Source organism: Caloramator sp. ALD01, assembly GCF_000472625.1.
GTDB lineage: Bacteria > Bacillota > Clostridia > Clostridiales > Caloramatoraceae > Thermobrachium > Thermobrachium proteoclasticum.
The window spans coordinates 28,853-53,813 of the sequence record NZ_KI421441.1; the positions used below are offsets into that span (position 1 = coordinate 28,853).

General features: G+C 30.2%; 24 protein-coding genes. 6 read left to right on the plus strand and 18 right to left on the minus strand.

Features of this window, described 5'->3' with window-relative positions:
- Positions 1-73: 73 nt before the first annotated feature.
- From A3M9_RS0112385 to A3M9_RS0112395, 3 genes are read right to left on the minus strand one after another with little or no spacing between them, the layout of a single operon-like run.
- The gene (locus A3M9_RS0112385) at positions 74-3,058 is read right to left on the minus strand and encodes a type I restriction endonuclease subunit R (protein WP_027309454.1); all 2,985 of its coding nucleotides are present in this window, start codon (positions 3,056-3,058) and stop codon (positions 74-76) included.
- 19 nt (positions 3,059-3,077) lie between these two features.
- Complete coding sequence (locus A3M9_RS13985; RefSeq protein ID WP_035166725.1) at positions 3,078-4,457, minus strand: restriction endonuclease subunit S; 1,380 nt, start codon at positions 4,455-4,457, stop codon at positions 3,078-3,080.
- On the minus strand, positions 4,454-6,466 hold the full coding sequence (locus A3M9_RS0112395; protein ID WP_027309455.1) for a class I SAM-dependent DNA methyltransferase: 2,013 nt from the start codon (positions 6,464-6,466) through the stop codon (positions 4,454-4,456). Before A3M9_RS0112395 ends, A3M9_RS13985 begins: the two co-directional genes overlap by 4 nt.
- A gap of 181 nt (positions 6,467-6,647) precedes the next feature.
- Between A3M9_RS0112395 and A3M9_RS0112400 the strand changes: the two genes are divergently transcribed.
- Genes A3M9_RS0112400 through A3M9_RS0112410 form a run of 3 tightly spaced genes read left to right on the plus strand, consistent with a single transcriptional unit; the run spans position 6,648 to position 8,653 of the window.
- Complete coding sequence (locus A3M9_RS0112400) at positions 6,648-6,869, plus strand: hypothetical protein (protein WP_027309456.1); 222 nt, start codon at positions 6,648-6,650, stop codon at positions 6,867-6,869.
- Between the two features lie 21 nt (positions 6,870-6,890).
- A complete protein-coding gene (locus tag A3M9_RS14740) occupies positions 6,891-7,064 on the plus strand; it encodes a hypothetical protein (RefSeq protein ID WP_156897916.1) in 174 nt (57 codons plus the stop codon).
- Positions 7,061-8,653 carry a recombinase family protein gene (locus tag A3M9_RS0112410; RefSeq protein WP_027309457.1) on the plus strand — a complete coding sequence of 531 codons (1,593 nt, stop codon included), beginning with the start codon at positions 7,061-7,063 and terminating at the stop codon, positions 8,651-8,653. The genes A3M9_RS14740 and A3M9_RS0112410 overlap by 4 nt, the downstream gene beginning before the upstream one ends.
- Before the next feature lie 158 nt (positions 8,654-8,811).
- On the opposite strand, the gene A3M9_RS0112415 is transcribed toward A3M9_RS0112410, so the two are convergent.
- From A3M9_RS0112415 to A3M9_RS0112445, 8 genes are all read right to left on the minus strand, one after another.
- Complete coding sequence (locus A3M9_RS0112415; protein ID WP_027309458.1) at positions 8,812-10,161, minus strand: hypothetical protein; 1,350 nt, start codon at positions 10,159-10,161, stop codon at positions 8,812-8,814.
- 27 nt (positions 10,162-10,188) lie between these two features.
- Positions 10,189-11,688: a hypothetical protein gene (locus A3M9_RS0112420; RefSeq protein WP_035166727.1), complete on the minus strand. Its 1,500-nt coding sequence runs from the start codon at positions 11,686-11,688 to the stop codon at positions 10,189-10,191.
- A gap of 399 nt (positions 11,689-12,087) precedes the next feature.
- Positions 12,088-12,978, minus strand: coding sequence for an ATP/GTP-binding protein (locus A3M9_RS13990; protein ID WP_256379689.1), 891 nt, complete (start codon positions 12,976-12,978; stop codon positions 12,088-12,090).
- A gap of 8 nt (positions 12,979-12,986) precedes the next feature.
- Positions 12,987-13,319: an ATP/GTP-binding protein gene (locus A3M9_RS15000; protein WP_256379690.1), complete on the minus strand. Its 333-nt coding sequence runs from the start codon at positions 13,317-13,319 to the stop codon at positions 12,987-12,989.
- Positions 13,320-13,418: 99 nt separating this feature from the next.
- Positions 13,419-14,084 carry a mannose-1-phosphate guanylyltransferase gene (locus tag A3M9_RS13995; protein WP_051350744.1) on the minus strand — a complete coding sequence of 222 codons (666 nt, stop codon included), beginning with the start codon at positions 14,082-14,084 and terminating at the stop codon, positions 13,419-13,421.
- 53 nt (positions 14,085-14,137) lie between these two features.
- Positions 14,138-15,091 carry an ROK family protein gene (locus A3M9_RS0112435; protein ID WP_027309460.1) on the minus strand — a complete coding sequence of 318 codons (954 nt, stop codon included), beginning with the start codon at positions 15,089-15,091 and terminating at the stop codon, positions 14,138-14,140.
- 159 nt (positions 15,092-15,250) lie between these two features.
- Positions 15,251-15,823, minus strand: a complete 573-nt coding sequence (safA, locus tag A3M9_RS0112440) for a SafA/ExsA family spore coat assembly protein (protein WP_370882862.1) — start codon at positions 15,821-15,823, stop codon at positions 15,251-15,253.
- 107 nt (positions 15,824-15,930) lie between these two features.
- Positions 15,931-16,674: an ATP-binding protein gene (locus A3M9_RS0112445; RefSeq protein WP_027309462.1), complete on the minus strand. Its 744-nt coding sequence runs from the start codon at positions 16,672-16,674 to the stop codon at positions 15,931-15,933.
- A 104-nt stretch (positions 16,675-16,778) separates the two neighbouring features.
- On the opposite strand from A3M9_RS0112445, the gene A3M9_RS0112450 reads away from it, so the two are divergent.
- On the plus strand, positions 16,779-17,228 hold the full coding sequence (locus A3M9_RS0112450; protein WP_027309463.1) for a DUF3231 family protein: 450 nt from the start codon (positions 16,779-16,781) through the stop codon (positions 17,226-17,228).
- A 26-nt stretch (positions 17,229-17,254) separates the two neighbouring features.
- On the opposite strand, the gene A3M9_RS0112455 is transcribed toward A3M9_RS0112450, so the two are convergent.
- Positions 17,255-18,037, minus strand: coding sequence for an undecaprenyl-diphosphate phosphatase (locus tag A3M9_RS0112455; protein ID WP_027309464.1), 783 nt, complete (start codon positions 18,035-18,037; stop codon positions 17,255-17,257).
- Positions 18,038-18,209: 172 nt separating this feature from the next.
- On the opposite strand from A3M9_RS0112455, the gene A3M9_RS0112460 reads away from it, so the two are divergent.
- Positions 18,210-19,727 (plus strand): ATP-binding protein, encoded by a 1,518-nt coding sequence (locus A3M9_RS0112460; RefSeq protein ID WP_027309465.1) that lies wholly within the window; start codon positions 18,210-18,212, stop codon positions 19,725-19,727.
- Between the two features lie 16 nt (positions 19,728-19,743).
- Here A3M9_RS0112460 and A3M9_RS0112465 read toward each other — a convergent pair whose 3' ends face one another.
- On the minus strand, positions 19,744-19,932 hold the full coding sequence (locus A3M9_RS0112465) for a ferredoxin (protein ID WP_027309466.1): 189 nt from the start codon (positions 19,930-19,932) through the stop codon (positions 19,744-19,746).
- 99 nt (positions 19,933-20,031) lie between these two features.
- Between A3M9_RS0112465 and A3M9_RS0112470 the strand changes: the two genes are divergently transcribed.
- On the plus strand, positions 20,032-20,397 hold the full coding sequence (locus tag A3M9_RS0112470) for a hypothetical protein (RefSeq protein WP_027309467.1): 366 nt from the start codon (positions 20,032-20,034) through the stop codon (positions 20,395-20,397).
- 40 nt (positions 20,398-20,437) lie between these two features.
- Here the strand turns inward: A3M9_RS0112470 and A3M9_RS0112475 are convergent, their stop codons facing one another.
- The 5 genes from A3M9_RS0112475 to A3M9_RS0112495 all read right to left on the minus strand — a co-directional run bounded on the left by A3M9_RS0112475 (position 20,438) and on the right by A3M9_RS0112495 (position 24,940).
- Positions 20,438-21,646 (minus strand): ABC transporter permease, encoded by a 1,209-nt coding sequence (locus A3M9_RS0112475; protein ID WP_027309468.1) that lies wholly within the window; start codon positions 21,644-21,646, stop codon positions 20,438-20,440.
- 8 nt (positions 21,647-21,654) lie between these two features.
- Positions 21,655-22,350 (minus strand): ABC transporter ATP-binding protein, encoded by a 696-nt coding sequence (locus tag A3M9_RS0112480; RefSeq protein WP_027309469.1) that lies wholly within the window; start codon positions 22,348-22,350, stop codon positions 21,655-21,657.
- Entirely contained in the window at positions 22,347-23,423 is a 1,077-nt protein-coding gene (locus tag A3M9_RS0112485; protein WP_027309470.1) for an efflux RND transporter periplasmic adaptor subunit, read from the minus strand. The genes A3M9_RS0112480 and A3M9_RS0112485 overlap by 4 nt, the downstream gene beginning before the upstream one ends.
- Positions 23,420-23,860 carry a MarR family winged helix-turn-helix transcriptional regulator gene (locus A3M9_RS0112490; protein ID WP_027309471.1) on the minus strand — a complete coding sequence of 147 codons (441 nt, stop codon included), beginning with the start codon at positions 23,858-23,860 and terminating at the stop codon, positions 23,420-23,422. The genes A3M9_RS0112485 and A3M9_RS0112490 overlap by 4 nt, the downstream gene beginning before the upstream one ends.
- Positions 23,861-24,340: 480 nt before the next feature.
- Entirely contained in the window at positions 24,341-24,940 is a 600-nt protein-coding gene (locus A3M9_RS0112495; RefSeq protein ID WP_027309472.1) for a hypothetical protein, read from the minus strand.
- Positions 24,941-24,961: the final 21 nt, after the last annotated feature.

Sequence of the window (24,961 nt, forward strand, 5' to 3'; positions counted from 1 at the left end):
TTTTTTATAAATAAATTTTTGTCGGCAATTGAGTGGTTGTGGTATACCACAACCGCCCGATTGCCGACAAATTTTATATAGCAGTATTTCTTAATTGGTCATATACTTTCTTAGCTAAATAGTCAAATACCACACTCTTAAACTCATCCTCAGTCATTATTTTAAGGAATAGTTTTTCATTCTCTTCTCTTCTATTAATTAAAATATCCATAAACGCCTTTGTGTAATCTAACTTGAAGTTATCAAAATCATTACTATTTGCACTAATTCTGATATCCTCATTGTTAATACTATCTTGTTCTAATTGGTCTATAGTTAACCTGTCAGTCTCTGTAAATTCTGTGCCAAATCTTTTATTAAGTTTTTCTATTATAGCAGATAATTTTGTTTTTTCCTCTTCATTTATTGATTTTCCAAAGGAAGTAGGCTTCAAGGTTGCTCTATCTTCTCTAATTAACGAAATGCTTCCATCAAAGGTTTTCTGATTTTTATAATATTCTAAAGCTACTTCATCTGCTAAATTTAGCTTAACTGAACCTGATTTCGGTAGTTTCTTAAGAAGAAAATTCAAATAAATATATAGTTTATGCAATTCTGTATCCGCAAAAGGTCCTATCTGAAGAATGAAAGAGTATGTTCTAACATACTTATTAGCAACACTTTTAAACTGTTCTTGTTCTTCTTTTGGAAGTTTTTTAAATCTTTCTACTGCCTTATCAAGAATAGAGTTGAGTTTCTCTTGTCCTTTTGGTGATTTTAATTTATTTTCAAACTCAAGTTTTACCACATCTAATATTTCATCTTCTGTATATACCTGTACTGCATTTAATTCATTCTGTAAATCATACAAAACATTTGGGTCAGTTGCACATTCTAATTCTGTAACTTCATAAAAGGTTTGGAATGCCTTTTTGATTTCTTCAGGGTCATTAACAAAATCCAATATGAATGTGTCATTTTTACCTTTACATGTTCTATTTAGCCTTGACAATGTTTGTACTGCTTTAATACCTTCAAGCTTTTTATCAACATACATAGTATGAAGTAGTGGTTCATCAAAGCCTGTCTGATATTTTTCAGCAACAAGTAATACCTTATATTCATCAGATTTAAATTTCTCTGGTAATTCCCTTTCACTTATTCTATTTATACCTTCTTCTGTATACTCTACACCATCATCAATTACTGTTCCCGAAAATGCCACTAAAGCTTTTAAATCGTTGTATCCTTTTTCATTTATATATTTATCAAATGCTTGTTTATATCTTACTGCATGTAATCTTGAACTTGTAACAACCATTGCTTTGGCTCTTCCACCAATTTTATGTCTTGTTACTTGCCTAAAATGTTCAATCATTATTTCTGTTTTCTGTGCTATATTGTGGGGATGTAATGATACATATTTTGCTATAGCCTTTGCCGCTTTTCTTGATGGAACTTCAGGGTCTTCTTCTATTTTTTTAGATATTTTATAGAAGGTTTTGTAGGTAACATAGTTCTTTAATACATCTAAAATAAATCCCTCTTCAATGGCTTGCCTCATCGAATACACATGATACGGATAATATTTACCATCATCTCCCCTTATACCAAAATACTCAAGAGTTTTAGCCTTTGGTGTAGCTGTAAATGCATAATACGATATATTGCTATGAGGACCTAATTTTTTTATTTCTTCATTTATTTTATCTTCTAAATCATCTTCTTCATTTTGTTTATCTAACTCTTCTGCTTCATTTAAATCATTCGCAGACAAAACTAACCTTAAAGCAGCCGCAGACTTCCCTGTTTGTGATGAATGGGCTTCATCTATAATAATTGCGTAGTTTCTTGTTTCAAGACCATTTATTTTTTCAATAATATAAGGGAACTTTTGCAACGTTGTTATTATTATTCTTGTTCCATTAATCAATGCTTCTGCTAATTGATTTGAATCTTTTTCTATCTTTGCAACCATTCCTGCTTTATGTTCAATTTGGTAAATAGCATCTTGTAATTGCTTATCCAATACTCTTCTATCAGTTATAACTATAACGCTATTGAATATAGGGTTATTATCTTTATCATGAAGCTTTGCAAGTCTATGTGCAAGCCATGAAATACTATTGGTTTTTCCACTTCCTGCTGAATGTTGAATTAAATAATTTCTTCCCGTTCTATAATTTTTAGTATCATATTCTAACTTTCTTACTACATCTAATTGATGATATCTTGGGAAAATTAATGTTTCTTTTTCTTCTACTATTTCACCTGTACTATCTTTTATCTGCTCTTTCTTTATAAAAACAAAATTAAATAATATATCAAGTAAACTGTCCTTTTGCAATATCTCTTCCCATAGATAGTATGTTTTATATTTCCCTTCTACTTCTGGGTTTCCGCTTCCTCCATTATTTCCTTTGTTAAATGGTAAAAACACTGTGTTCTTTCCCTCTAACTTTGTAGTCATATAAACTTCTTCAGTATCAACTGCAAAGAATACTATTGCTCTTTTTTTAAATTTAAATAAAATTTCATTAGGGTCTCTATCAGTCATATACTGCAATTTTGCATCTTCAACAGTTTGACCAGTAAGAGGATTTTTAAGCTCCAAAATCATTATTGGTAATCCATTAAGCATTATCATCATATCTACACTATTATTGTTTTTTTCACTATAATGTACTTGTCTTGAAACTGTAAATATGTTTTTAGTGTATAAGTTTAATAACGTATAATTTAAATTATTTGCAGGTCTATTATATGCAAGTTTTAAATGAACACCATAATCTTTAATACCATGTCTTAGGCAATCTATTAATCCCCTCTTATTAAGTTCTCTATTAATTCTTTCAATGATTTTTTCTTTATATGATGATTTATATACATTCTTTAACTTTTCTATTTCTTTTGCTTGTGTTGATTCTAAAAATTCAAATAAAATATCTACATCTATTGCAATTTTTTTGAAAGTTTCTAATGCATCTTCTTTTAAATTACGCTTTCTATAACCGTTTATATTAATCAAATAATCTTCAATATTGGTTTCAAAACCTTTTTCAGTATGGTCAATGGACATACAAATTCCCCTCCCCAATTTATTGTAGTGTAATATCTCTTAAATCAATTTTGCCTGTAACAGCTTCAAATATTAATGATTGACGATATTCTTTTAGTTTTTGAATTTGTTGCTTAATATCATTAATAAGTGAATCTATTTCGGAAGTTTTTTTGTCAAGGAAATCGACTATTCTTTTTTGTTCCATAACACTTGGAACAACTAAAATAATTTCTTTTATTATAGATGAATTTAAGCCGCTCATTATTGAACCTTTACTCATGCAATTCATTTGTTCTTTAATATAATTGGCATTATCAATTAAATGTTCAAAAAATTTTGGTAACATAACCTCATTATTTGTTCTTAATCTTATCAAGTGCGAATCCATAATTCCAGGTTGAATACCTAATGGTATTACCTTGCACTTTCCAATCGTTCCCATCATAGAAATAACAATATCTCCTGAAAACAATTCATATCCACGCATTTCATTAAATTTTTCTTGGGTGATAAACCTATTACCTCTTGTAAAATCATTATTGATTATATTTTCTTGTCCATATACTTTATAAGGATTGTTTTCATCCATATCATCTAATTTTAAACTACTACCAAAAGGTCCTATTTTTATACCTTCCTTTCCGTTCCTTACAATATATTTTAACTTTTTAACCTCCCAATGCTCTGGTATCTCCCCTATCCACTCTATTCCACTATCCTTCATTTTTACATTTGGATTTAGTCCTTTTGTCACTGCTTCTGTTATTATTGCTTGTCTTTTTTCTTCAAGTAGTGATATTAATTTTTCTTTGTCTTGGATAAGCGAATCTATTTCGGAAGTTTTTTTGTCAAGATAATTTGCTATTTTAACTTGTTCATTAATTGGTGGATATACAACATATTCTTGTAAATAATAATTTGTGTCTAAATTTTGAATGCCTGTAGTTTGTTTTATTGACCTTACATTTACTCTTTTTGCATATATTGTTGAATGTAAATACTTAAAATAATTTGAATCTGCACACCCTTTATCTAATATCATTTTAGCTATAAAATTTGCATATATAGCTTTTTTATCAAGATTATATAGAGCTACAAAGCCTACGGGTTGTTTTTCTCCACCACCCGATTTTTCTATCAATAAATCTCCCTTATCTAATAAATATTGCATTTGTTTTTCTTTTGGTAAATTTCTAATTGTAAAATATTTATCTTCAACTTCAAAGTTATTTCTATCAAAATCTATTATTCTTATGCAATATATGTCATTTTCATCATTTTCTGGTTCTTCACCCCATATACCATTTTTTAAACTTATAACAGATTTTTTTAATTTGTTAACTTCCCAATGTTCTGGCACTTCCCCTATCCACTCTATTCCACTATCCTTATATTTCTCATACCTTTTATATCTCATATCTCCATCACCTTCTTTAGCTTCTCCTGTATAATCTTTTCAAGTTCTATTATTTCATTTCTTATTTCCTCTGAGCTTCTTAATGGTTCATACTTATAAAAATGTCTTGTAAAAGGTATTTCGTAGCCTATTTTTGTTTTATCTTCATCTATCCAAGCGTCAGAAACGTGAGGTTTAACTTCCCTTTCAAAATATTCATATATATCCTCTTTTAGTGGTACATTTTCTGTATCTCTCAAATCTGGGTCTGCCTCTGGATTTCCCTTAGAATCTACACATATATCTGCTGTTTCATCCTTTTCAGATAGAGCAGACAAAATTGCCTTTAAAATGTTTGCACTTAATTTTAGTTGTTTTTCTTTAAATAATGTTTTTAATACATCAGTAAATTCTTTTCTATTCTTATAAATTTTATCTGATTTTATAGAGTTTAAAGCATTTATTATATCGCTTTGCAACTTTTTACCTTCCTCTATTTCCTTAAGTCCAGCTTCTCCTTTTTTCTTTGATGTGGCTAAATTTTTAAATGCTGTTTCTTCATAAAGATTTTTAATTCTTTCTTCATCTACTTTAAAATTAAGTCTTAATGGTCTTTCTATAACTATCTTCTTATAACCAAAATCTTCATTATCAAATATTTTACAATACTTGTTTTCTTTAAAATCACCATATATTCTTACAATTTCTTCTATTTGCTCTTCTGTTATATAATTTCTCTTATTACCTAAACTCTTTTTCATCTTCTCATAAAAATCAACTGCATTTACTAATTGGATTTTTCCTTTGCGTTCAGGAAGTTTATTATTTGTTAATATCCAAATATATGTTGCAATTCCTGTGTTGTAAAATAAGTCTGTTGGGAGTGCTACAATTCCTTCTACTAAATCATTTTCAATTAGCCATCTTCTAATTTCACTTTCTCCCTGTCCTGCATCGCCTGTAAAAAGTGGTGAACCATTCATAATTATTGCAATTCTTGAGCCTTTAGGATTTTCATTTGTAACACGTTTCATTTTTGATACAAGGTGTTGCACGAATAAAAGTTGTCCATCTGATATTCTTGGTAGTCCTGCCCCAAATCTTCCATCAAAGCCTTTTTCTTCGTATTCCCTTCTTACTGCTTCTTCTGCTGGTTTCCACTCAACTCCATAAGGAGGGTTAGTAATCATATAATCAAATTTCATATCTTTAAATGCATCCTGTGATAAAGTGTTTCCAAGTGCAATATTATTTGGATTTTGCCCCTTTATAACCATATCTGCTTTACAAATAGCATAGGATTGTGGGTTAACTTCTTGTGCAAAAAATTCAAGTTTAGCAGTTGGATTAAGTTCTTTTAAATAGTCTTGAGCCACCAACCCCATTCCACCTGTTCCCGCACATGGGTCATATATTGTTTGTGTTATTCCTGGTTTTGTTAAAATCTCATCATCGTATATAAACAATAAATTAACCATTAATTTAATGACTTCTCTTGGAGTATAGTGGTCACCAGCCTCAGCATCTTCAAGAAATCTTCTAATTAACTCTTCAAATATTAGTCCCATTTCTGTATTAGAAACTACATCAGTGTGCAAATCAATTTCACTAAACTTCTTTACAACTAAGTATAAAAGATTATTTTTATCCATTTTTTCTATTTCTCTATAAAAATCAAAATGTTCTATTATATCTCTTGCATTTTTAGAAAATCCATTAATATAGTCCTTTAAATTGTCTGCAATATTATCAGGGTCTGAAAGAAGTTTATTAAAATCAAATTTGCTTGTATTACTAAAATTACAACCAGATTTTCTGTTTAGTATTTCATCTATAGCCTCTTGTGGAAGATTTTTCATCCTTTGATACTCTTCTAAAACCAATTCTTTTGTGTTGTCTAAAACACAGTCAAATCTTCTTAAAATACACATTGGCAATATTACATTTCTATATTCTTCTTTTCTATATGGGCCCCTTAGTATTTCAGCTATACTCCATATAAATTCGACCTTATCTTGGAAATTATACATTTCTATCACTCCTGTTTATAAATAATTTAGCCATTAGTAGTTTAATTTTTTTAATAAATATATTTTAACATACATAACCGTTGTTAAACAGTTATTGAACCGTTCAAATTTAATCAAAATTAACATTTTTTTGAAAACATAACTATAAAATAATACTAATCAAGTTTTGTGAGGGGGTAAAATGGTCAAAAGAAAGACTACCTTATCTGATTTTGATGATATTATAAAAATATCTGAAGTAAAAAGTAAACTTGAACAAGCATCAAGTGAAGAGAAACAATTAAATATTCTGGAGGAATATATTAAGTATGATAATAATTTGTCTAAAAATAAAAAGATTTTAAATAAGGTATATATAAATCACAATAAAGAAATAGAAATAGTTTATAAAAGGTTCTTTTAGCAATCCAATTGGTGGGGGGTTATGTCTAATCAAATAACTGTAATTCAAAATGAGTCAAATCTCAAAAGATTAAATGATTTATATACAGATGCTGTTCTTGAAATTATCAAGTCAAGATTATCCTCAAATCCCAATGAAATAGAATACCTAATACAACTACTTAAAGCCTGTAGTAATTCGGAGGAACAACTGTGAAAACAGCAGCAATATATTCAAGAAAATCTAAGTACACAGGAAAAGGAGAATCAATCGAAAATCAAATCAACATTTGTAAAGACTATCTATCAAAACTTGGAATATATGATTATATAATCTATGAGGATGAAGGTTATTCTGGTAAAAATGTCGATAGACCAGAATTTAAAAAACTTTTAGCTGATGCAAAGAAAAGAAAATTCCAAGTTCTTATATGTTATAGATTAGATAGAGTTAGTAGAAATATAGCCGATTTTTCAAACCTTATAAATACACTTGAAAAGTATGAAATAAGCTTTATATCAGTATCCGAACAATTTGACACATCAACTGCAATTGGTAGGGCAATGATGTACATCGCCAGCGTATTTGCACAGCTTGAAAGGGAAACTATCGCAGAGAGAATTAGAGATAATATGCTGGAACTTGCTAAAAGTGGCAGATGGCTTGGGGGGCAAACCCCTACGGGATTTAAAAGTACCCCTATAGTTTATCTTGATAGCGAACTTAAAGAAAGAAAAATGTTTAAACTTGAACCCATTGAAGAGGAATTACAGCTAATTAAACTTTTATACAGTAAATACCTTGAACTTAAATCACTTAGCCAAGTTGAAAAATATTGTTTACAAAATAATATAAAAACAAAAATGAATAAGGATTTTGTAAAGAGTAAGATAAAGACTATTCTAACTAACCCTGTATACGTAAAAGCCACTAAGGAGGTGTTTGAATATCTTGAAAGTAAAGGAATTACTGTTGTAGGTGAACCTGATGGAATACATGGATTATATTTATATAACAAACGAAAGGGAAAGACTGATTATAAGGACATATCTAATTGGATTTGTTCAGTTGCAAAACACGAAGGAATAATTGAAGCAAAGGACTGGTTAGCAGTGCAAAGACTACTTGAGAAAAACAAATCAATGGCTCCAAGGCTTGGAAAATCAAAGGTTGGTTTATTATCAGGGCTTGTTAAATGTAAAAAGTGTGGCACTACAATGAGGGTTACATACGGTGTATATAGCAAAGCTCTTGGTAAGGCCCCACATTATTATACTTGTAGGCTTAAAGTCTCCTCTGGTAAAGTCAGATGTGATAATAAAAATGCAAAGGGGGATGATATTGAAAAGGCAGTTGTTGATGCCATAAGAAATCTATATTTAGATAAGGATAGGCTTATTGATGAACTTTCAAAGTATGTAAATGACATATCATCTCAAAATACAGAAAAGGAAATTCAAAAAATAAATGCAACCATAAAGCAAAATGAAGATGCGATAGGAAATCTTACAAACACCCTATCCTTTACACAGGATTCTAATACAGCAAAAATAATAATTCAAAAGATAGAAAACCTATCCTCTGAAAATGAAGTGCTTAAAAAGAAGCTAACAGAGTTAAAGGAGGCTGTTTTAATTGAAGAAGCAAGACAGGAAAAAATAAAGTTTCTTGCCAAATCTATAGAAATGTTTGATACCCTGTTTGAAACAAGCTCCTTTGAGGATAAAAGAAGGCTCCTTACAAATATCATTGATAAGGTCTATTGGGATGGGGATACCAACAGCATAGAGATAATATATAAATAGGCAGGCTTGATGCCTGCCTTTTTGGTTATAAGTCATCAACAGCTCTTTATAAATTAAATTACTAATTGGAGACCTATATTCTTGTCTTGAAAATAGGTAAAATTACTAAAAATACACAAATTATTTTACACTACCGATTTAAAAGTAATATTTTAAATTTATCTAAATATTAGAATATACATAGATAAAACAAATGTAATTATTAAAAATATTAAATTAATCCTTATCAGTATGGACTCTTTTGCTTTAGAATCAATGGAAGCTTTTAAATTAATTAGTTCATCTTCAATTTTTTTTATTTTTTCCTTATTTATATTTTCTATCATTTGATAGAGCTGTTCATATTGACTATTTAATTTAATATTAATGTTTTGTAGTTCTTGTTCTTGCTCTTTATTCAGTCTCACTTGTAATTGTAAGATTTGCTCTTGATGTTTGTTCAATTCCACTTCTTTATTTAATTTACTTTCTAATTGGTTTAACTTCTCTTGTTGCTCTCTATTAAAATTAGTTTCAAATAATAATAAATCTTGTATTTTTCTTATTTCTTCTTGTTGTTCTTCATTCATTTTCACTTGTAGTTGTAAGATTTGTTGCTGATGTTTATTTAATATCATTTCTTTATTTAATATACTTTCCAATTGATTTAATTTCTCTTGTTGCTCTCTATTAAAATTGGTTTCAAATAATAATAAATCTTGTATTTTTCTTATTTCTTCTTGTTGTTCTTCGTTCATTCTCACTTGTATTTGTAAGATATCCTGCTGATGTTTATTTAATTCTGATTCTTTCTGTAAGATATCAGCTAACATATTAATTTTTTCTTCTTGCTTTTCGTTTAAATCACTTTGTTTAAATAATTCACAATAAACATTATTTAACACTTTAATATGGTCTTTTAATTGGCTTTCATGCTCTTTAAGGATATTTTTCATATTCTCTTGTTTTTGTATCATATCTTCTTTATCTTTTAATTGTTTTATTAAATCAATAATTTGTGCTTTAACATCTTGAGATAATTTTTTCTCTGCAGCCGACCTAAGATTTTCTTCTAATTTTTTAACAATTATTCTATTTGTTGCCACATCTCTAATACCTAATAAGAATAGTCCTCTTGTTATTTGAGATATTTGTTTCTGAAATTCATACGTCAAAATATTTGCCTCTATATTTTTTTCTAATGCATCTGTTAAACTTGATGTTGCTTGTTGTAAATTTTCTATTGCTTGACCTTTATTAAAAAATCCAACCTTAAAAGTAGCTGCCTTTTCTGCATCTTGTTTTGCTTTATCTGCTAAAACTTTAGTTTCTTCAATTTTATTACTTAGTTCCTCTAATTTTTTAAAATTTTCATCAACTAAACCTATTAAATATTTGGGTTCTAATAGCATTTTATTCTCTTCCTTAAATAGTGGGTTTTCTTTATCTATACCAAATAATTCTTCCATATGTTTACCTATTTCAACTAAAGTAACATCTTGAAGTGCAACACTGTTTCCTTGTTTCATTTATTTTCCTCCTATATTTATATCATTTTACCATCTTAATTCCTCTAACATATCATCTAATAAATCTTTATTATTCAATTCTATACCTTCTCTGTATCTACCAATATTTTTAATTGATTCTATATTTTCTTCCCACATTCTATTCCTAATCTCTACAGCATGTATCATTGTATTTAATGTTTTAGTAATCTCATAGCAAGTTTCTCCTGCTGAAACCCACATGCCAGCTTCTTTATAATAAATTTTAGCCTGCTTTAATTGTAATTGTTTAGATAATATTGAAATTCTTTCATTTCTTAGTTTTTCCTTATCTATTCCCATCTTAAAATCAGTACCTAATGCTATTACAAATCTACCTACACCTACAAAATTTATCCTTAATAAAACCTCCTTCCCAAAAAACGCCATATTACCTTTAGACTTTATTGCTCCTCTAATAATAGCATCTAAAACATCCACTGACATAAATGTACCATGTGCTATTGTAATCATTCTCTCTATAGTCCTGTTTTTAAATGGTGCTACTTTTTTCCAATCTATCTTTTCAAAACTTTGTTTCTCTTTTAATTCTTGTATTAATCTTCTAATAAAATAAAATGCCCTTACCATACATTCATTTAATATTACAGGTATAGCTTGTCTACTTAATTCATAACCAACAGCCAATTCACTTCTCAGGTCAAATCTATGCTTTACAAAAAGCTCATTAACCTTCTTAGGGAAATCAGTTTTATTTATACCTGGTATCAAAGATATCTCTTTTAATAGAGATACTATCGGACCTGGTATACCCATTCCTACACCTGCAGTTTTATTACTACCAGACATATCACTAACCAAATGAAAAAACCAGTTCACTGTTCCTAAAAATATTTTATCTGGTATATTATCACCAATAAAGCTTTTATCTACGATGTCGACTACTGAAAAAACACCTGCACTATTTTGAAAGTAAGCTTTACAAGTAAATTGAGTAAGTAAAGAAAAAAACAACCCTAAAATTGTTGGATGATGGGATAAATCATCAATATGATGGCTCCTTGCTGAAATACCTAACCCCTTATCTTTCCATATATTATCACTTGGAATCTTGTAATTATCCTCTAAAAATTTAATAGCTCCATCAAGTCTATCTCCATTATATCCTTTTGATTTTGCAATTTTCATAACAAAATCATTAACTGACTTATTACCCCAAGCTTTACCTCTATCAAAATTAAATTCACCAACCCAAAATGAGTCTATTATTCCAGCAATCAATCCACTTGCAACTGCAATAATATAATCCATACCATCTGCATGATTTGTTAATCTGTCTATTTCTTTATCTAATTTCAATAACCATTCATCATTTAATGCTATATTTTCTTCAAGTTGATTAATGTTTTGTTTAATATTCCTCTTTAAATTAGAATATCCTATATCGCTTTTATCATCTTCAACGATAGGAATAAGCTCAAATTGTACATCAATATCATCATTAACTATTTTTAAACCTGATAAATTATCAACTGCTTCAGTATACATTTTGCCCTCCTTTAATTATACCTATAATTCTTTTGTCTTAGTTTACATTACTCGTTATTTATTTCATTATATTAATTATTATAATAAGTTTTTACAATAAAATAAATAATTTCTATTTATTTCGACATTTTTTTACAGATAATCTATATAATTTTCAATACTTTGTTATCTATTAGCATATATTCTTTATATCTTTATAATAGTTATCATTATTTTGTTATATTAGTATAAATTTTCTTTTCAAATACAATCTAATGAAAAAGAGTCATTAGAATATATTAGATTCCAATAACTCTCTCTTGAATAGTTCATCATTATTTTGTTTCTACTCAATTTAAATATAAGCCAATTATAATTCCTTTTCTCTTTTTAAATATTTCTTCTCTATCACTTCCCATTTTAATCCTCCAATATGTTGAATTCTCTTAAAATAGGAATAGCACCATACCTTCCTGATAGATAATCTTTGTTATAGGTTGCATCGTTTCTTACTTTGCTATTATCCTCTAATCTATATTCAACTAAAGAGAAAAGCGTTGAAACTCCTTCCTCATCCTTTTCTGTAAACCAAATCTCATCTCTTCTAAATACATCCTTTGTTAAGGTTGATACATCGTGGGTTGTAAATATTAGCTGTGCATTTTTCTTATTAATCTCTGGGTCGTGGAACATATTAATAATATATCTTACAAGTAGAGGATGAAGTTTTGCATTCAATTCATCTATAAACAAAGGAGTCCCATTTTCCAATGATTTTAAGAAGAAATTAAACAGACAAAACATCTTTATTGTTCCGCTTGATTCCTCCTCAAATGGTATTTCAACCATTTCACCAGTTTTAGTTGCGTGTTTAGCAAATATCCTATATTTCTTCTTGTCATCCTTTATTTCTTCCACTCTAATTCCTTTAATACCTGTATCTATTGCAATCAAAAACTCCTCAACTTTTTTCTTATAAACTTCATCTGTTATTATTTCATTAGATAGGTAGTTTGATATATATGCCTCAAATATGCTATCTCCAAAATCAATTACAAAGCTATCTAAAAACCATTTAAACACAATCTTTGACACCTTAACATTTGTCTTTGCTGTTAAAGTTAAAAACAAAGTTTTATCATCTACAGATTCTATAAATTTTTCTGCATCCTTCATTTTGGCACCACAAACTATATCATTGCCTTCTCTTTGGAATAATGTTGTTGTATTTTTTCTTCTTATATTCCTTGAATATAGCCATTCCTCGTGAATTCTTTTATTATCTACAGTAAATCCATATTGGTATTCCACATTATCTACTATGAAAAAAACTCAAATAGAGAAGTCTCATTTTTATTATCATCGAATGCAAAGCTCTTTACAGGAATAATTTCATCTTTTTTAGTGATATCTTCATTTATCGCAAGGGAGTTTAATACAAAATATCTCATAAAATTAAATGCTTCAATTACATTTGATTTACCACTGGCATTTGCACCATATATGGTAGCAACTTTAAGGAATCTATCCTTTGATGTATATTCAATAACATTGTATGGATGTTCCTTAATGCTTGTTGCAGTCATATCCAATGTGTTTTCATCTCTAAAGGATTTGAAGTTTTCAAAGTTAAATTGAACTAACATCTCCATCACCTACCTTTACTTTAGGTTAATTATACAATATTTTAAAAATAAACGCTATATTTTTGAGAAATTTTCTCATAAAACACCTATTTATAAGTATAATCATTAAATATATAAAATATACCTTATAATAAAATATATTTTTACATATCGCAATTTGGTATGGAGGTAATCTGCCCTCCACACAAACATTCCACTATTCCAGAGGAAATTTCCCTTTTCTAAAAATGAGGTTGCTACATCTAAGTTTGGTTTTTCTATAAATCTTTTTACCTTAAAAACACCATCCTGAAGTTTTTCCCCAACTTCAATATATCCATAACCTATTTCCGGTCGTGTTGGTGTTACTCCCATTGTAACTAAGTAGTCTCCATCCTGTGCTACTTCTACTGCTCTTTTTATGGTTTGTTCAAAATCCTCCTGCCCTATTATTAGGTGGTCTGATGGAAGAACAACCATTGTGGCCTCAAAATCCTTTTTTAAAAGTTTAACAGCTGCAAGGCCTATGCAGGAGGCAGTCTCTTTGTTTAGAGGTTCTTTAAATATATTTTTATTGTCAATTCCTAATAGCTTCTTAATAATCCCAACATAACTTTGATTTGTAACAACATATATGTTTTCCTTTGGAATAATAGTGGATATTCTATCAACAGTGTTTTCTATCATTGTTTTTTGCCCAATTATCTTTAAAAACTGCTTAGGAAGTCCTTTCCTTGATTTTGGCCAAAATCTTGAACCAAGTCCTCCTGACATTATTACTGCATATATCATAAAAAAACCACCCCGCATATTGTTATAATATGCAGGGTGGTATGTGTTTGCTACTATTTTACTCCGTGCTTTCCAAGCATCGCAGCTCCTAATATTCCAGCGTCATTTTTGAACTTAGCAAGTTCAATTTTAGCTGCTGGAAGTGTTTTGAAAAATTTGTTCTTTTCATATTCTTGACGTACTAAATTTAATAAATATTCTCCAGCATTAGATACTCCTCCACCTAACGCTATAACCTCTGGATCCATAAAGTTTACTATGTTGAAAATTCCAATAACAAGGTATTTTACAAGTCTATCTACTGCCATTTTAGCAACCCTGTCGCCTTCCTTTGCACAGTCAAATATAATCTTTGCATTTATCTTTTCTAAATCTCCTTCAGCAAGCTCTAATATCTTTGTATCTGTATTTCCTTCCTTTATTAGCTTTTGTGCATATCTAATTATAGCTGTTGATGAAGCAAAGGTTTCAAAACATCCATTCTTTCCACAGTTACAGTTATAGAAGTTTTCTCCTATAATCATATGTCCTATTTCTGAACCTACTCCGTGGGCACCACTATATACTTCACCATTTAAAACTATTCCTCCACCTACTCCTGTACCAAGTGTAAGAAGTACTCCACTTTGACACCCCTTCATTGCACCAAATTCATATTCTGCAAGTGCTGCAACTGTTGCGTCATTGTCTATAAATACAGGAATATTTAATTCTTCCTCCATCATTTTTCTTAAAGGAATGTTCTCCCATCCTAAGTTAACGCAGAATATAACATTTCCATCCTTATCAGCAAGCCCTGGAATACCTATACCTATTGCTTTTATTTCATTTTTTTCAACCTTTGATTCCTCAATAATTTCCTTAACTAATCTATTCATATCACTAATTACGTCCTTATATCCTCTTGAAGCAAGCGTTGGAGTTGATTTTGTATAAAGTATTTTTCCGCTTTCATCAACTAATCCAGCGGCTATGTTTGTCCCTCCTAAGTCTATACCAATATACATATTTATCCCCTTTCTTAATTTATTTAATATACATAGTAATTATATTATTTTTGAAAAATTTTTTAAAGAGATAAAATATAAAAAAAGTATGATAGTTGTTACTTTTTATTAATAATAAAGTAAAAAAGTCGCCCAATTAAAAATAGGCGACTTTTTTGTTTACCTTATAGGTTTTATAAACATCTGTGTCCAATAACACCTTCCTGACTTATCCTTTGCAAGTCCAACACCTATTTCAGTATAGGATGGACTTAAAATGTTACTTCTATGCCCTGGTGAGTTCATCCAAGCATTCATTACCTCCTGTGGGGTTCTCTGTCCCATAGCTATGTTTTCACCTGCTGCTGAAAACTTTATACCAAAGGATTCAATCATATCAAAGGGTGAACCATAGGTTGGTGAATAATGAGAAAAATAATTTTTGTTTATCATATCTTGGGACTTATACCTTGCAACCCTCGATAACTGCCAATTTTCCTTTAGTGCTGGAAGGCCTGCCTTTGACCTTTCAATATTTACAAGCCTCACAACCTCACTCTCAATTGCCTTTGTTTCAATTACAGGGATTTTTATCTTCTGCCCTGGGTATATTAGAGCAGGATTTTTGATTTCAGGGTTTGCTGCAACTATTTCAGATATACCAACCTGATATTTTTGAGCAATCTTCCACATACTATCTCCAGGCTGTACAGTATAGTATGTATCCTGTGCAAATGCTACTGAAAATATCATTAGAAAAATTAGTAGAGTTAGTAATGTTGTTTTCTTTTTCAAAGCAATCACCTCTACTAATTATTTTTTAGTAGAGGTGATTTTTTATTCCTTGTAATTTTTTACTTTTAAACATATTCTCTTTTTATTATATCCCCTTCTATACCAATTGTTATAACCTTTATTGGTATGTCAGAACCTGCTCTATCCCTTGCTGTTTTTGCTGCATACATCATTCCACTACAGCAGGGAACCTCCATCTTTAACACAGTAATGCTCTCAAGATTGTTTAATCTTATTATATCAGTTAACTTTTCTGTATAGTATTCTATATCATCAAGTTTTGGACAACCTACAACAACCGCCCTATCCTTCAAAAAGTCATTGTGGTAGTTTCCATAGGCAAACGGAACACAGTCTGCTGTAATTAAAAGATCTGCTCCATTTAAATATGGGGCTGTTGGAGGAACAAGGCTTAATTGGACAGGCCATTGTCTTAATCTTGACGCTACCTTTACATCCTGTGATACATTATCCTCTCTTTTAATCTGTCTCATCATACTTCCAGGGCAGCCCCCTCCAATATGGTGAGAGTGATGATGAGGACTAATTGTTTGTTCAAGTTTAGTTTGGGATTTTAGATGTTCTTCTACTGCCTTTTCGTCAAATTCATCTGCTTCTCTTTCAATTATTGAAATCGCACCCTGTGGGCAATGTCCAAGACAAGCACCTAATCCATCACAGTAAATATCCTTTACAAGCTTTGCTTTACCGTCAACAATTTGCAGTGCTCCCTCTGCACAATTTGGAATACATAATCCACATCCGTTGCACTTTTCTTCATCTATATGCACAATCTTTCTTATTGCCATAATATCACCTCCGTTTAATTTCAATCTTATTATATCTTAAAAACTTTTAAATTAATGTGATATAAATCATATAATTGCAAAAAATATTGTTGGAGGTGTATGATATGCTAACTCAAAAGGAAGTAACTTATCTAAAGGAAAATCTTGATGCTGAATATCTTTGCATAAGAAAATACGAACAATATGCCGCTTTATCCACTGACGCTGATGTAAAGAATATGTTTACAACCCTTGCAGGATATGAACAGCAGCACGCCACAACCCTTAAAAATATACTAAATCAAAATGGTGTAAATTATACCAGCATCTATGAGAGCTATAACAAGCCATCCTCTGCACAAAACCAACAAAACCTCTCCTTCTCAGATGCACAGCTTATGAACGATTCACTATCTACAGAAAAACACGTTTCTTCAAACTACAACACAGCAATACTTGAAACTGTTGATACAAATATAAGAAAACAGCTTCAGCATATTCAGCAGGAGGAACAGGGACACGCAGAGACTATATTTAATATGATGAGGACTAAAGGATACTATAAAGTAGAATAAGCTGGCAATGCCAGCTTATTCTACTTTTATAATAAAAGTAACACTATTATACCAAGTATAATTCTGTAATACGCAAATGGTGCCAACTTCTTCTTCTTTATGTAGCTCATAAATGCTGCAATTACAATTAAGGCTACAATGAATGAAACAAAAGTTCCAACAAATAGAACCAACCATTCATAGGGTGTAAACATAAATCCTGCCTTAAATATCTTCAAAACTGAAGCACCTATTATAGTTGGAAGTGCTAAAAAGAAGGAAAACTCTGCTGCTGCCTCCCTTGATAGGCCTAAAAATAATCCTCCTATTATTGTGGATGCAGACCTTGACATACCAGGCCAAAGAGCAAGACATTGAAATACCCCCACCATAAACGCATCCTTATAGGACATCCTATCTACACTATCTACCTTAACCCTCTTTAATCTTGCCTCTGCATATAAAAGAAGTATTGCTCCAACTATCAACGCAAGGGCTACTGTTTTGGGGTTAAAAAAGTGCTCTTCTATATAATCATCAAATAAAAATCCTAATATAAGTGCAGGAATAAATCCTACTACAACCTTATACCATAAGTTAAATACCTTCTTCGATTGTATTTTATCATCAAACTTAGGAAAAATTTTATCCTTATAATAAAATATAACGGCAAGTATAGCACCCACCTGTATTACAACATTAAATGCATTTGCAAAGTCTCCCGTAAAGCTTATAAATTTGTTTGCAATTATGAGATGTCCTGTTGAGGATACAGGTAAAAATTCAGTAAGTCCCTCAATAATACCAAGAATTATAGCCTTTAAAATCAATTTAACGCCCCCTTTCCTTATTATAGCATACAACAATATAGATAATAATTCAATAATTTGTTTTAAATCAATTTCATTTGTCTAATATTGTAACTTTATGTAATCGTTCGACAAATTGTAGAAATTTATATATACATATGATAAAATCTTGATTTGCTGGGGGGATAAAATAATGAGAAATAAAGTAGTTATTGGTATAAATTTGTTTATAACTTTTTTGATTTTAATAACCTTCTACTACCTTTCAAAATTAGATCCTATATTAATAGAACGCAGTACCTATGATTTCATTCATATTGGAATTGAATCTATCATTTCGATGATTTGCTTTACAATATTTTATATAGGATTGTATTCATTCCCTTATGAAAAAAGGCAAAAATATGTTATACCCTCTTCTATTTTTTTCTCTATAGCACTAATTAACATACTTCATATTTATTTTGCTATAGAAAGAAATAGCTGGGGTATAAGTATTGTTTTTGCAAATATGACATATATGCTTTTAGGTATATCTATTATTCTACTTAATACTATACCCGATAGTCATCTCGCAAAGAATAGAAGGCATTTTTGCTATATTCCTTTGATTTTTACAACATCATCTTTAGTTTTTTACTTATTGATAAAAAATAGTTCCTATAGTACTTTTCTAAACTACACTAAAGAAAATTTTATGTTTTATAGACTAATGGATTTAGCTGTTTTTATTTATTATTTTTTTGCATTAATGTTCTCTTCTAAAAACTATATTATAAACCCAGATATACACAATATTAACTCACTAAATTCTATAATATTTGCATTAATTTCCAAATACACAATAACTTTTAATATATACCCAAATGATATTTTTTCTACATCTGCACACTTATTTAAATTTATATCCTTTTTGTTTTTAGTAAAAACCTTTATTATGAGTAATATAAAGAAACCCTATGAAGAATTAAACGAAGCAAATAACATAAAAACAGACTTTTTAATAAATCTTTCCCACGAACTTAGAACACCTGTAAATGTAATTTTAAACGCCTCTAAATTAATATGCAAAAATCCTCAAGAATATGCTAAATATATATCATCAATTGAAAACAATGCATATAGGCTTAATAAAATATCAGAAAACCTTATAATATACAATGAAATTGAAAATGGAAATATAGAAACAGAATATACAGAAGAAGATATAGTTTTTATTATAGATGAAATTATTGAAATGGCAGAGGATGTACTTGATAAGAAAAGCCTTGATGTATCCTTTGAGTTTTCCAATAAAAGAAATTTTGTAACAGATAAGAGACTCTTTACTCAAATAGTTTTAAATTTAATATCAAACTCTATTAAATATGCAGATTACGGTGGAAATATTTGTATTAAACTTGATATAGCAGACTCATTAAAATTAACAATATTAAATGATGGCCCTCCAATTAGTGAAGAAGAAAAGGATAAGATATTCGAAAAATTCTATAAGTCAAAAAATACAAAACTTCCTACAACAGAAGGATTAGGAATAGGGCTATATATCGCAAAGGAATTTTCTAAAATGTTAAATGGAGATATACATATTGTAAATAAAGATAATATGACCGGGTACACATTAATAATTAGAAATGCTAAAAATGTTAAAATACTGGATCAGTATAGAAAAGTTGAGTATTCAGAAAAATATTTTTCAGACATAATATAAGGTGGCTTATGCCACCTTATTGTACAGTTATAGCATTTACTGGGCAGCTATCTTCTGATTCCTTTGCGGCATCCTCTGAACCTGCTGGAACAGTTGATGTTATTACGTGAGCCTTACCATCATCTCCCATTTCAAATACATCTGGTGCAATGGATGGACACAATCCACAGCCTATACAAGCGTCCTTATCAACAACTGCCTTCATTTTAACATCCCTCCTCCCTTTTATTATTACCACATAATTTACTTTTTACCCTTTCTATCCTAAAATATACATAGGGATTTTATTTGTAAGGAGGATTTTATGAGCAGGCTTTCAACACCAGAAAAATTTTTTATAGGAAGAATACTATATGGTATTGAACAGACAGGAAACAATATTGAACAGGAGGATATTGAATTATTACTTAGCCAAAGACTTGAAATAGGGGATGAATTTAAAGAAAAAATTAAAAATGCCCTTATTTTTTCCTACTGTGATGATATAGACAAATTTAAAAGAAAAATAGTAACCTTAGACCCAAGATCAATGTGGGATGAATCTTTAAAAAAGCTATATAAAGGACGCGAAACAGTTTTAAGGGATTTAGTTTTAGATTGGTATTCATCTTATTTTGATAAAAAAGAAAAGAGCCTTTTAGATAAACTAAAGAGCCTTTTTAGAAGATAAAAAATGTGGCACTTAATTAAAGTATAAGTGCCGCATTTTTTTATTCGTATCTTAATGCTTCAATCGGATCAAGCTTTGCTGCCTTGTTGGCTGGATATATACCAAAGAATATGCCAACAGCAGATGAAAATAGAAAGGCTATTAAAACAGTTGAAATGGATACTGTAGGTTCAATCTTCAAAAATACACCTATTGCATAGGCAAATAAAGTTCCAAGCATCATTCCTATTATTCCACCTATTAAAGATAAAATTAACGACTCAATCAAGAACTGAATGAGTATATCACGTCGTGTAGCACCAATTGCCTTTCTTATCCCAATCTCCCTTGTTCTTTCTGTTACTGAAACAAGCATTATATTCATAACGCCTATTCCACCAACTACTAAGGAGATTCCTGCAATTGCCCCTATTATCATTGTAAATATGTTTATTATATTATTAACCTGATCAATCTGCTTAACCATATTTTCAGCCTTGTATTTTCCTTTGTTAAAGTGTCTTGATTCAACTAATTTTATAATGTTGTTTGCTACAGTCTCTGAGTTTTTAGAATCCGATACCAAAACCTGCATTTGTGTTATGTTAAATTCATTAGGGATCAATTTTTGCATAAAACTTATTGGGACATATGCAATTACAGGCATATTACCACCAAAGGCTGCTGCAAAGGCCCCTCCTTCATTTTTATAAACCCCAACTATTACAGCATTTATTAAATTATCTCTACTTCCAAGCCTAACAGTTTTTCCAACGCAATCCTCATATCCAAATATATTTTTAGCACTTACATTATCAATTACAACAACATTTCTTCCAAGTAGAGTATCCCTTTCATTTATAAACCTACCATAGAGTATATCTACTGTAAATATAGATGAATAGTCGTTTGTCGTTCCCATAAGTATAGCCCTCTTTGTTGCCTTTTCAAACTTTGCAGTTACAGGCCTTTGAACAAGAGGGGCAACATTTTTAACCTCATCTATTTTATTCTTTATCTCCTTTACGTCATCTAAAGTAAAGTAGTCTTTAGTAGAAAGCTGAGTGTTATTATCAACCTTAACCTCAAGAACATTTACCCCTATATCTTCAAATTCTGATGTTATCTTCTTCTGTCCACCCTTACCTATTGCAACAATTGTAATTACCGATGAAATGCCTATTATTATACCAAGCATTGTAAGAAACGACCTCATTTTATTTGCAAGTACACTTTCTATTGCAACCTTTAGGCTCTCTAAAATGTTCATATTTTCACCTACCTATAGTACGTTCTATTTTCAACCTGTTTATCATTTAAAATCAAGCCATCTTTAATTCTTACTATCCTTTTTGTATGGTTTGCAATATCATTTTCGTGGGTAACCATTACGATAGTAGAGCCTTCTTCGTTTAAGTTTTGAAATATCTTCATTATTTCTTCACTTGACTTAGAATCTAAATTCCCTGTTGGTTCATCTGCCATAAGTACAGAAGGGTTTGTAACTATTGCCCTTGCAATTGCGACCCTCTGCCTTTGCCCACCTGATAGTTCATTTGGTTTGTGATGCATTCTGTCCGATAAACCTACCCTATCTAATGCTTCCATAGCCCTCCTTCTTCTTTCTGAAAGCTTAACTCCTGCATATATTAAAGGCAGTTCAACATTTTCAAGGGCAGATAACCTTGGCAAAAGATTAAAGGCTTGAAAAACAAATCCTATTTCTCTGTTTCTTATCTTTGCAAGTTCATTGTCATTTAATTTTGAAACGTCGCTACCATTTAGTACATATTTACCCGCACTTGGTCTATCTAAGCACCCTAATATATTCATTAAAGTTGATTTTCCTGAACCTGATGGCCCCATTATTGCAACATACTCTCCCTTGTCTATTCTCAAATTTACCCCCTTTAATACTTCTATGTCTTCAGATAAAAGTTTGTAGGATTTTCTAAGTTCAACAATCTCTATCATCTTTTCACATCCTTATCCATAACCTTTACTCCATCCTTTAATGTTGCTGGAGGATTTAAAATTACCCTGTCTCCTTCCTTTAATCCACTTATAACCTCAGCCTCAAAATCATTTTGAAGTCCTATCTTGATATCCACATTTTTAGCAATTCCATTCTCTACTACAAAGACTCTTACCCTATTTTCCTTATCTTGAATTAGTGCTTCATTTGGTATCTTTAACACACCCTTTTTTTCAGAAATTTTTATCTCAACATCAACATCAAAGTTTGGTTTTATTGCATCTGTAGTATCTATTAAGTCAACGTAGGCCTTTACAATAGTATCGCTTCCTGAGGCAGACATTGTCTTTGTTGCTGATTTACTAATTGATGCAACCCTTCCCTTAAGTGTATTTTCAAGGAATTTTACATAGGCCTCTTGACCTTCTTTAATCTTGTTTACATCATATTGATTTATGTTTACTAATACTCTTAAATTGCTTAAATCTTCAACTATTAGTGCTGGAAGTTGCATAGGTGCAGGTGCTCCTTCTTTTACATTTATTTGAGTTACAATACCGTCATAATCCGCCCTTATGTATTTTTGCTGTTTTGATATTGTCTGCTTTATATTTTCAACATTTATTTTAGCCATCTCAACTTGATTTTCCTGTAGCTTAATTTGATCGTCTATTGATAAGGATTGAGATTGTGGCAATGTAACTGTTGCATTTGCCTTTTGTTTTTTTAAATTTTCAAGCTGAATTTTTGCATTTTCATATTGAAGCTGTGCAGTTTTCAACTGATTAGACATATCCTGAACTTCAAACTCGACAAGTATATCTCCCTTTTTAACCTTGTCAGATTCCTTTACATATACCTTAAGTACTTTACCAGTATTTAGTGCATAATATTCCTTCTTGTTTTTAGATTCAACCACTCCACTACTTGAAAAACTTGCAACAATATCCCCTACTTCTGCCTTTGCTGTCTTAACCTCAATTGGTTTTTGTGCTCCCTTTTTTAGAGCAAAAATAGAGAGTACAAAAACTGCAATAACAATTAGTGTTATAAATAACCCCTTCTTCTTCATACCTCACTTCTCTCCTTTACAATATCATTTAATTTTGTTAACCCGTTTAAAATACAGTTTAAATCCTCATCAGATATATCCTTTAAAATGTCCTGTAGAATTTTTAAATTTTTATCTTCAAACTCCTTTTTATATGAAAATGCCTTTTCTGTTGCATATATAAAAACCCTTCTTTTATCAACAGTATCCCTCTCTCTTTTAACCAATCCCTCCTTCTCAAGCCTATCTACAGCCTCAGACACCGTACTATTGGCAAGACCAATCCCTATACTGAGCTCCTTTAATGTTTTCTTCTCACCATTTATAAGTTGTATCATTATATAAATGTCTGTAGGATTAAACCTTAAACACCCAAGCCTGCAATCAATTCTTTTGTTTATAGCCCTGTTTATATTTCTAAATAGTTCAAATATAATTATTATCTTTTTGTTTGTCATCTAATCATCCCTTCAAGTTAAAATATTTCGCTTACGAAATATTTTAACATTATTATACTATATTTACAATATTAATTATTACTTAAAAGGCCCAATGAAGAATACCTTTAAATCCTTCATTGGGCAAACCTACAATAAGTTCTTTAAACTTCCAGATTGTTGACAAACCTAATTGTTAGCTAAAGTATGAAAAAGCCCCATGAATGGATTTCAATGGGCTCTTTCGTGAGCTTTAGCAATTCTTAGCTTTTCGACTTTGGAAAAGTCCGTAATTCGGCACAGGACGTGCCGAGCCGAGCGGCCATCAGGACGATGGCATCGCGAGGGTAGGACTTTTTCAANCAAAGAAAGGCTTAGAATTGCTTAGCGAAATGAATCGATGCCCAAGAAATCCTTCATGGGGCTAATCAATATATAACTTTTTCAACAGCCTGTAACTTCTTCAAACTTCCTAATTTTTTTAAATAAAAAAATATCTGTTTATATTTCTCCATCAGTTATTGTTTTATATATTGCATACATTACCTTATCAATTAATTTCTTTGCATCATTTATTGTGTTTTTACTGCTAATTTCTATCCTAAGTGCCTTATCACCAAATTCCTGAACATAACATTTGCTCTCACCTAAAATATTTACCCTATCCTTATTTAAAATGTCTCTTATTTTATTTGCATAATTTATATTACTATCATAGTTTTCATTTTTTTCTACTCTTAAAAGTATAGTATCCTTATTTACCATTTTGTCATTCACACATATTTCTAAAATAATATGCCTTCCATTCCCTTTTGTTATGCTATCTATCTTTCTTTCTAATGTCTTCTTATCACCTACATAACCTAAATTAATAAATTTTACCCCCAATCCATTCTGTGAAGTTTCTATGTAGTCTAAAAGTTCCTTTATACTTCCGTCACTAAACCTATTATCACTTGTTGTATAGAGTACAATATTAAAACTGTCCCCTCCTGCAAATGTGTACTCCTGTACTCTTTTTGCTATCTTGTTAAGATAGAGAATAGATAAAACTGTAACTGCAATAATAGTTGTAATTACAAATACTTTAAAATACTTCATAACACCACCTACAAAAATAAT

Bases quoted from the DNA above. Each gene is read 5' to 3' on its own strand.
- A3M9_RS0112385 (WP_027309454.1), bottom strand. From the start codon at position 3,058: ATGTCCATTGACCATACTGAAAAAGGTTTTGAAACCAATATTGAAGAT.
- A3M9_RS14740 (WP_156897916.1), top strand. From the start codon at position 6,891: ATGTCTAATCAAATAACTGTAATTCAAAATGAGTCAAATCTCAAAAGA.
- A3M9_RS0112400 (WP_027309456.1), top strand. From the start codon at position 6,648: ATGGTCAAAAGAAAGACTACCTTATCTGATTTTGATGATATTATAAAA.
- A3M9_RS0112480 (WP_027309469.1), bottom strand. From the start codon at position 22,350: ATGATAGAGATTGTTGAACTTAGAAAATCCTACAAACTTTTATCTGAA.
- A3M9_RS13995 (WP_051350744.1), bottom strand. From the start codon at position 14,084: ATGATATATGCAGTAATAATGTCAGGAGGACTTGGTTCAAGATTTTGG.
- A3M9_RS0112485 (WP_027309470.1), bottom strand. From the start codon at position 23,423: ATGAAGAAGAAGGGGTTATTTATAACACTAATTGTTATTGCAGTTTTT.
- A3M9_RS0112460 (WP_027309465.1), top strand. From the start codon at position 18,210: ATGAGAAATAAAGTAGTTATTGGTATAAATTTGTTTATAACTTTTTTG.
- A3M9_RS0112475 (WP_027309468.1), bottom strand. From the start codon at position 21,646: ATGAACATTTTAGAGAGCCTAAAGGTTGCAATAGAAAGTGTACTTGCA.
- safA (WP_370882862.1), bottom strand. From the start codon at position 15,823: ATGATATTTTCAGTAGCATTTGCACAGGATACATACTATACTGTACAG.
- A3M9_RS0112395 (WP_027309455.1), bottom strand. From the start codon at position 6,466: ATGTATAATTTCCAAGATAAGGTCGAATTTATATGGAGTATAGCTGAA.
- A3M9_RS13985 (WP_035166725.1), bottom strand. From the start codon at position 4,457: ATGAGATATAAAAGGTATGAGAAATATAAGGATAGTGGAATAGAGTGG.
- A3M9_RS0112420 (WP_035166727.1), bottom strand. From the start codon at position 11,688: ATGTATACTGAAGCAGTTGATAATTTATCAGGTTTAAAAATAGTTAAT.
- A3M9_RS0112490 (WP_027309471.1), bottom strand. From the start codon at position 23,860: ATGACAAACAAAAAGATAATAATTATATTTGAACTATTTAGAAATATA.
- A3M9_RS0112445 (WP_027309462.1), bottom strand. From the start codon at position 16,674: ATGGCAATAAGAAAGATTGTGCATATAGATGAAGAAAAGTGCAACGGA.
- A3M9_RS0112435 (WP_027309460.1), bottom strand. From the start codon at position 15,091: ATGTATATTGGTATAGACTTAGGAGGGACAAACATAGCCGCTGGATTA.
- A3M9_RS0112450 (WP_027309463.1), top strand. From the start codon at position 16,779: ATGCTAACTCAAAAGGAAGTAACTTATCTAAAGGAAAATCTTGATGCT.
- A3M9_RS0112495 (WP_027309472.1), bottom strand. From the start codon at position 24,940: ATGAAGTATTTTAAAGTATTTGTAATTACAACTATTATTGCAGTTACA.
- A3M9_RS0112415 (WP_027309458.1), bottom strand. From the start codon at position 10,161: ATGAAACAAGGAAACAGTGTTGCACTTCAAGATGTTACTTTAGTTGAA.
- A3M9_RS0112465 (WP_027309466.1), bottom strand. From the start codon at position 19,932: ATGAAGGCAGTTGTTGATAAGGACGCTTGTATAGGCTGTGGATTGTGT.
- A3M9_RS0112470 (WP_027309467.1), top strand. From the start codon at position 20,032: ATGAGCAGGCTTTCAACACCAGAAAAATTTTTTATAGGAAGAATACTA.
- A3M9_RS15000 (WP_256379690.1), bottom strand. From the start codon at position 13,319: ATGGAGATGTTAGTTCAATTTAACTTTGAAAACTTCAAATCCTTTAGA.